Origin of the sequence: Nonomuraea longispora, assembly GCF_004348345.1 — a bacterium.
GTDB classification, from domain to species: Bacteria; Actinomycetota; Actinomycetes; order Streptosporangiales; family Streptosporangiaceae; genus Nonomuraea; species Nonomuraea longispora.
In genome coordinates, this window is the sequence record NZ_SMJZ01000317.1 from 1 (window position 1) to 6,480 (window position 6,480).

8 protein-coding genes are annotated in these 6,480 nt (G+C 71.1%); 2 read left to right on the plus strand and 6 right to left on the minus strand.

All coding sequences use genetic code 11. The features are described 5' to 3' along the window. The 4 genes from E1267_RS41875 to E1267_RS41890 all read right to left on the minus strand — a co-directional run. The coding region (locus E1267_RS41875; protein ID WP_132341585.1) for an ATP-binding cassette domain-containing protein at positions 1 to 462 on the minus strand (462 nt) is incomplete at its 3' end. Between the two features lie 242 nt (positions 463 to 704). Beyond that, entirely contained in the window at positions 705 to 1,160 is a 456-nt protein-coding gene (locus tag E1267_RS41880) for a hypothetical protein (RefSeq protein WP_132341587.1), read from the minus strand. 169 nt (positions 1,161 to 1,329) lie between these two features. After that, positions 1,330 to 2,715, minus strand: a complete 1,386-nt coding sequence (locus E1267_RS41885) for a HAMP domain-containing sensor histidine kinase (protein ID WP_246064680.1) — start codon at positions 2,713 to 2,715, stop codon at positions 1,330 to 1,332. Continuing rightward, the gene (locus E1267_RS41890; protein ID WP_132341589.1) at positions 2,712 to 3,413 is read right to left on the minus strand and encodes a response regulator transcription factor; all 702 of its coding nucleotides are present in this window, start codon (positions 3,411 to 3,413) and stop codon (positions 2,712 to 2,714) included. The genes E1267_RS41885 and E1267_RS41890 overlap by 4 nt, the downstream gene beginning before the upstream one ends. 178 nt (positions 3,414 to 3,591) lie before the next feature. Between E1267_RS41890 and E1267_RS45115 the strand changes: the two genes are divergently transcribed. Next, a complete protein-coding gene (locus E1267_RS45115) occupies positions 3,592 to 3,729 on the plus strand; it encodes a hypothetical protein (protein ID WP_165960102.1) in 138 nt (45 codons plus the stop codon). Positions 3,730 to 3,792: 63 nt separating this feature from the next. Further along, positions 3,793 to 3,921, plus strand: coding sequence for a hypothetical protein (locus E1267_RS47545; RefSeq protein ID WP_281283758.1), 129 nt, complete (start codon positions 3,793 to 3,795; stop codon positions 3,919 to 3,921). 16 nt (positions 3,922 to 3,937) lie between these two features. Here E1267_RS47545 and E1267_RS41895 read toward each other — a convergent pair whose 3' ends face one another. Together E1267_RS41895 and E1267_RS41900 are read right to left on the minus strand one after the other, a co-directional pair. Further along, on the minus strand, positions 3,938 to 5,443 hold the full coding sequence (locus E1267_RS41895) for a phytoene desaturase family protein (RefSeq protein WP_132341591.1): 1,506 nt from the start codon (positions 5,441 to 5,443) through the stop codon (positions 3,938 to 3,940). 49 nt (positions 5,444 to 5,492) lie between these two features. Next, complete coding sequence (locus E1267_RS41900) at positions 5,493 to 6,383, minus strand: LysR family transcriptional regulator (RefSeq protein WP_132341593.1); 891 nt, start codon at positions 6,381 to 6,383, stop codon at positions 5,493 to 5,495. Positions 6,384 to 6,480 lie beyond the last annotated feature (97 nt).

A 6,480-nucleotide genomic window follows, 5' to 3' on the forward strand; every position in this document is an offset into this window, starting at 1 on the left:
CCGCTGCCCGCCCGAGAGCGTCGAGACCGGCGCGGTCTCCGACTTCAGCCGTACGCCGAGCCGCTCGCACGCCTCCCGGGTCTCGCGCCGCATGGTGGCGTTGTCCAGCACGCCCAGCAGCCCGAGCAGGCCAGGCCTGAGCCGTTCCCTGCCGAGGAAGTAGTTGGCGGCCGGGCTGAGCTCGGCGCAGAGCGCGAGGTCCTGGTAGACGGTCTCGATGCCCGCGCCCCTGGCCTCCTCGACCGAGCCGAACGCCACCGGCCGGCCGTCGATCTCGATCGTGCCCGAGTCGGGCCGTTCAACGCCGGAAAGAATCTTCGCCAGGGTGGACTTCCCCGCACCGTTGTCGCCGATCAGGGCGACCACCTCGCCCGGTCGCGCCGTGAAGTCCGCACCACGCAGTGCCTCCACGTGGCCGTAGCTCTTCACGATCCCGCGGGCGGCGATCAGTGGTGCGCCCATAGCACCATCAAGGATGCCCCTGACATCGTTGTCAAGCCCGGAACCGCATCGAAGGCCCAGCTTGGTCCTTCGGTGTCCTGAACGACCGCCCACCGCAGCAGCGCGAGAAGGCCTACGGCACCGGGGGCCCGTCCGCCGGCAGACGTCCACTGAGCCGGCGCGCGGCGCAACGTCTCGCCGAGGTCGCGAACACACGAAAGGGCGGGTCCACGACGCTTGCGGACCCGCCCTTCGGGAGGGGATCAGTTCACGTCGAGCTTGCGCTGGATGGCGACGAGGATGTTCATCATCTCGAGCTGCGTCCCCTGCAGCCCGTCGACCTTGGCGTCCAAGGCGTCGACCTTGGCGTCGAGCGACCCCACCCTGGCATCCAGAGCATCGACCTTGGCGTCGAGCGACCCCACCCTGACGTCCAGAGCATCGACCTTGGTCCCGAGCGACCCCACCCTGGCATCCAGAGCATCGACCTTGGTCCCGAGCGACCCCACCCTGGCATCCAGGGCATCGACCTTGCTGTCCAGGGTGTCGACCTTGGCGTCGAGCGTGGTCACCTTGCCGTCGACGATCTTGACGCGGGAACCCACGCCGTTGATGCGCTCGGTGAGCTGCTGCCCCAATTCCATGCGATCCGCCCGAATGTTGACGAACTCAGTGGCCAACTCGTTAGCGAGTTTGACAGCCGCGTCCTTGTAGCTCAACTCGATCTCCCCTACCGTTGGAGGTAGGGACCGGGGATGTGAAGGATCTCCGGTCCCGTTCTTTTGCCAAGAGAGTACATCGCCGAGCGCCGCCGACGAAATGGATCCGAAGAAAGTTTCCCCTGCTCAGAGGCCATTTGCGGCATAAATTCGGTCCTGTCTGAATAAATTAGCCGGACGTATTCCGCCGGTCGTCATTCAGCCCGTTATATGGCCTTGTATCCGACCGTCGATCGGGAGTTCCCGGCAGATCCATGGTGGCGATCGCGCCGCCGCCCGGCGCGTTCTCCAGGCGTACCGATCCATCCGCCTCCGCGACCGCCTGCGCCACGATCGCAAGCCCCAGCCCCGACCCGGGAAGCCCGCGCGCCGAGGGCGAGCGCCAGAAGCGCTCGAACACGTGCGGCAGGTCCTCCTCGGGCAGTCCTGGGCCGTGGTCGCGCACGGTCAGCCGGCCGCCGCGCAGCCTCACCTCGACCTGCCCGCCGGGGCTGAACTTGCCGGCGTTGTCGATGAGGTTGAGCACGGCACGTTCCAAGGAGGCGGCGGCGCCGACGACGTACCACGGGCGGAGGTCGGTGACGACCTCGGCGCCGCGCAGCCGGGCGCGTTCCACGGCGGCGGTCACCACCTCGTGGAAGGCCAGCTCGACGTGCGGCTCGTGGTCGGCGTCGCCCCTGGCCAGTTGGAGCAGGTCGCCGACGAGCGTGGACAGCTCGGCGAACTGCGCCTTCACGTTGACGAGGAGGCGTTCCTTGGCGCCCGGGTCGAGGCTGCGGCCCGTCTGTTCGCTGCGCAGCAGCAGGTCGATGTTGGTGCGCAGGGTGGTGAGCGGGGTGCGCAGCTCATGGCCTGCGTCGGCGACGAGCTGCTGCTGGCGTTCGCGGGATCCGGCGAGGGCCGCGGTCATGGCGTTGAAGGACGAGCTGAGGCGGGCGATCTCGTCGTTGCCCTTGACGGGGATGCGGGTGCCTAGGTCCTCGGTCTGCGCGATGTGCTCGACCGCCCGGGTGAGCTCCCCGACCGGGCGCAGCGCCGCGCGCGAGATGGCCAGGCCCGCCCACGCGGCGCCGAACACGCCGAGGGCCGCGACGGCCGCCAGCGCGAACGCCGTGTTCCGCAGCGTGCGCCTGGTGTGGTAGAGCGGCGCCGCCTCCAGGACGGCGGTTCCGGGCGAGAAGTTCGAGATCACCACGCGGACCGGCTTGCCGTCGCGGGTCACGCCGTCACGGCAGATCGGCTCGCGGCGGTCGGCCACCAGGGTCAGGTCCTCCTCCGTCCACACGATGGGAGCGCCGAGCGAGCACGTGGTGCCGTCGGCGCGCAGCAGCATCGCCATGCCGGCGTACTCGTCGGACGAGCCCTCAGGGGTGCAGTGGTGGAGAAGGAAGTCCCTGTCGCCCGACTCCTCCGGGTCCATGATGGTCTGGTCGAGCTGCTTGATCAGCTGGTTCTGGACGATGAACCACGACATGCCCGCGCACACCGTGATGGCCAGCGCCACGGCCACCGTGACGAGGAGGGTGAGGCGGGACCGCAGGCTCCCCCGTCTCACGGCGCCGCTCTCAGCACGTACCCCACGCCGCGCACCGTGTGGATCACGCGCGGCTCGCCGGCGGCCTCGGTCTTGCGCCGCAGGTACATCACGTAGACGTCGAGCGAGTTGGACGTCGGCTCGAAGTCGAACCCCCACACCTCGCTCAGGATCTGGTCCCTCGTCAGCACCTGGCGCGGGTGCGCGAGGAACAGCTCCATCAACAGGTATTCGGTCCTGGTCAGGTCGAGCCTGCGGTCACCGCGCGTGACCTCCCTGGTGGCCGGGTCCATGCGCAGGTCGTCGTACGTGAGCACGCCGCCGGTCTCGGCGGGGCCGGCGTTGAGAGCGCCGCGCCGCAGCAGCGCGCGCACCCTGGCCAGCAGCTCGTCCAGCTCGAACGGCTTGACGAGGTAGTCGTCGGCTCCCGCGTCGAGCCCGGAGACTCGGTCGCCGACCGCGTCGCGGGCGGTCAGCATGAGGACGGGGATGTGGTTGCCGGCCGCCCGCAGCCGGCGGCACGCGGTCAGCCCGTCGAGGCGCGGCATCATGACGTCGAGCAGCACCCCGTCGAACGAGTCGCTCGTCAAGGCCTCCAGCGCGGCGTGCCCGTCGCCGGCCGTGGCGACCTTGTAGCCCTCGAACTCCAGGCTCGACTGCAGCGCCTCGCGCAACGCGGGCTCGTCGTCCACCACCAGCAACCGTGCGGGCTCACTCATGTTGCAAACGCTAGAGGTTCATCATGAAAAGGTGATGAACGCCCCCTCGTCTCTTTTCCGAGGATCACCACGCCACGGGCAGCGCCTTGAAGGCAGGGGTCGGCGCGCAGCGCGGCGAGCTGGGCGGGGTGGCGCAGGAGCGTCAGCGCGGCCAGCGGGATCATGCCGCGGTGGTCTCGTGCCCGGCGACGAGCAGCAGGAACATCACGCCCACGATCTCCTCTCGGCCGAGCTCTCCGCCGCCGAGCAGCCGGCCGAGCAGGTCGCGGGGGTCGGCCTCCGCCTTGGTGACCAGCGCGTCGAGGAATCTCCCTGATCTCCTTCACCGCGACGTGACGCGCCTCGCGGTCGTCGATGGCCGCGATCATCGTGCGGGTCCGTGACTGGAAGAACTCATGGTCGGCGTACGGGCCCCCTCCGGCCCCACCTGGCCGACACGGAGGGTCCGGCGGCGGAGCGGATGGCGGTGGCGCTGGAGGTGCCCGGCAAGCTCGTCTCGGACGGTTAGCGGCGGTCAGCGGCAGTCAGCGGCCGAGCAGGGCCATGGCGGCGTTGTGCCCGCCGATCCCGCTCACGCCACCGCCCCTGCGGGCGCTCGCGCCGCACACGAGGACGCGCTCGTGCTCGGTCTCCACGCCCCACCCGCGCTCCTCCGCGTACGGCCAGCTCAGGTCGGTGTGGAAGATGTGGCCGCCGGGGAGCCCCGCGTCCCGTTCGAGGTCGACGGGTGTCCTGGCCTCGACGCACGGGCTGCCGTCGGGGGCCTTGAGCAGGCAGTCCTCGAGGGGTTCGGCCAGGACCGCGTTGACGGAGGCGAAGGTGGCCTCCAGCGCCTGTTTCCGAGCTTGATCCGGATTCTCCCGGAAGAGCCGGGCGGGCATGTGCAGTCCGAACAAGGTCATCGTCTCGGCCCTCCCCCGCAGCTCGGGGCCGAGGACGGACGGATCGGTCAGGGAGTGGCAGTAGACCTCGGCGGGCGGCAGCTCGGGGATCTCCCCACGCGCCGCCTGCGCGTACGCCCTCGCGAGCTGCTCGCGCCCCTCGTTGATGTGGAACGTCCCGCTGAAGGCGGCCCGCGGGTCCACCTGAGGATCCTTCAGCCGGGGCAGCCGCGACAGCACCATGTTGACCTTCAGCTGCGCCCCCTCGGGAGCCGTCGCCGGCCGGCCCGTCAACCGGTCGAACACCGCGGGCGGCAGGTTGACCAGCACGTGTCCGCCGTTCACCGTGTGCTCGCCGTCCTCCGTCACGAACGTGACCTCACCGGACGGCGAGATGCCCACGATCTCCGCGCCGGTCCTGATCTCGGCGCCGGCCCGCCTGGCCGCCGCCTCGATGGCCTGCGAGACCGCGCCCATGCCGCCGACGGGGACGTTCCAGTCGCCGGTTCCGTCGCCGATCACGTGGTAGAGGAAGCACCGGTTGGCCGACAGGTCGGTGGCGGTGTCGGCGAACGTGCCGATGAGCGCGTCGGTCAGCACGACGCCGCGCACGGTGTCGTCGGCGAAGCGTTCCTCCACGGTCTCGCCGATCGGCCTGGCGAACAGGTCGCGCCAGGCCTCCGCGCCGACCAGCCGCTCGATCTCCGCCGGCGCGCGCAGGGGTTCGAGCAGAGTGGGGGCCAGAGCACGGGCGACGCGGGCGGTCATGCCGTAGAAGGCCTGCCAGGCCTCGTGGTCCGCCTGGCCTCCGGTGACCTCGCGGAAGGAGGCCGCCGTACGCGCCGGGTCCTCGTTGTCGACGAGCAGGCCAGTGCCGCCCTTGGGCGTGTACGAGGCGTAGCGCCGTCCGCGCAGCTCCAGATCGAGCCTCAGGTCACGGACGATCTCGCGTGGCAGGAGGCTGACGAGGTAGGAATAGCGCGACAGGCGCACGTCGACGCCGGGGAAGGCGCGGGTGGAGATCGCCAGGCCGCCCACGTGGCCGTACCGCTCCAGGACGAGCACCCGCCGCCCCGCCCGGGCCAGGTACGCCGCGGCCACCAGCCCGTTGTGCCCGCCGCCGGCCACGATCACGTCATAAGCGCCCATCCACGCACCATAAGGTCCAAACCACACCATCCGTCAACGCCCGGAACGGTCAGGGACGGCTGGCGACGGCGAGCAGGATCGCGGCGGGGCCGGCGAGGGGACGGCCGCGGCGCCACACCGCGCGCAGGCTCCTGACCAGGTTCACCCCGGCCAGCGGCACCTCGACCAGCCGCCCGGTCGCCACGTCGGCCTCCACCGCGTACCCGCTGAGCACCGCCGGCGCCGCCCCCGCCTGCGCGGCCCCTTTGACCGCCGCGTTCGACCCCAGCTCCAGCCGCGGGCTGGCCTGGTGCAGGCCCTTGAACGCCAGGTCCAGCGTCTCCCGCGTCCCCGACCCCGGCTCCCGCACCACCAGCGGCGTCGCGGCCAGCTCCGCGCCCCGCAGGACCGTACGGCGCCGCGCCCACGGATGTCCCGGCGCCACCACGACCACCAGCCTGTCGGTCCCCACGACCCGGCTGTCCAGTCCCTCCGGCACGCTCGGCCCTTCGACGAACCCCAGCTCCACGTCCTCGGCCAGCACCCGGGCCGCGACGTCGGCGGAGTTGACCACGTCGAGCCCGACCGGCACGTCCGGCTTCCGGTTCTGAAGCTCGCCGAGCCACCTGGGCACGAGGTACTCGGCCACGGTCATGCTGGAGGCCACCCGCAGGTGCGCCGCCTCGGCCTGCCGTACGGCCTGGACGGCCCGCATCAGCTCCTCGGCGGCGGCGAGCACCTGGGTGGCCCAGCCCGCCACCATCCTGCCCTCGGCCGTGAGCGTGGACCCGCGCGGTGTGCGCTCGACAAGGGGGAGGCCGAGGCGGCGTTCGAGGTGGGCGACGCGCTTGCTGGCCGACGGCTGGGCGATGCCCGCAGCCTTGGCCGCCTGCCCGAGGCTGCCGAGCACGCCGACGTCGACCAGCAGCTTCAAGGAGTCGAGATCGGGCAGCGCGCTCATAGCTTCAGGCTATGGCCTCCCAGGCAGGTCGCGCCTACCGGCCGCCTCACGTGCTCAGAAGACTGAGATCATGCACCTCACCGACCGCCCCCCGCCC

Excerpts from the sequence above, each read along its gene's own strand:
- E1267_RS41890 (WP_132341589.1), bottom strand. The coding sequence starts at position 3,413 with ATGAGTGAGCCCGCACGGTTGCTGGTGGTGGACGACGAGCCCGCGTTG.
- E1267_RS41895 (WP_132341591.1), bottom strand. The coding sequence starts at position 5,443 with ATGGGCGCTTATGACGTGATCGTGGCCGGCGGCGGGCACAACGGGCTG.
- E1267_RS41900 (WP_132341593.1), bottom strand. The coding sequence starts at position 6,383 with ATGAGCGCGCTGCCCGATCTCGACTCCTTGAAGCTGCTGGTCGACGTC.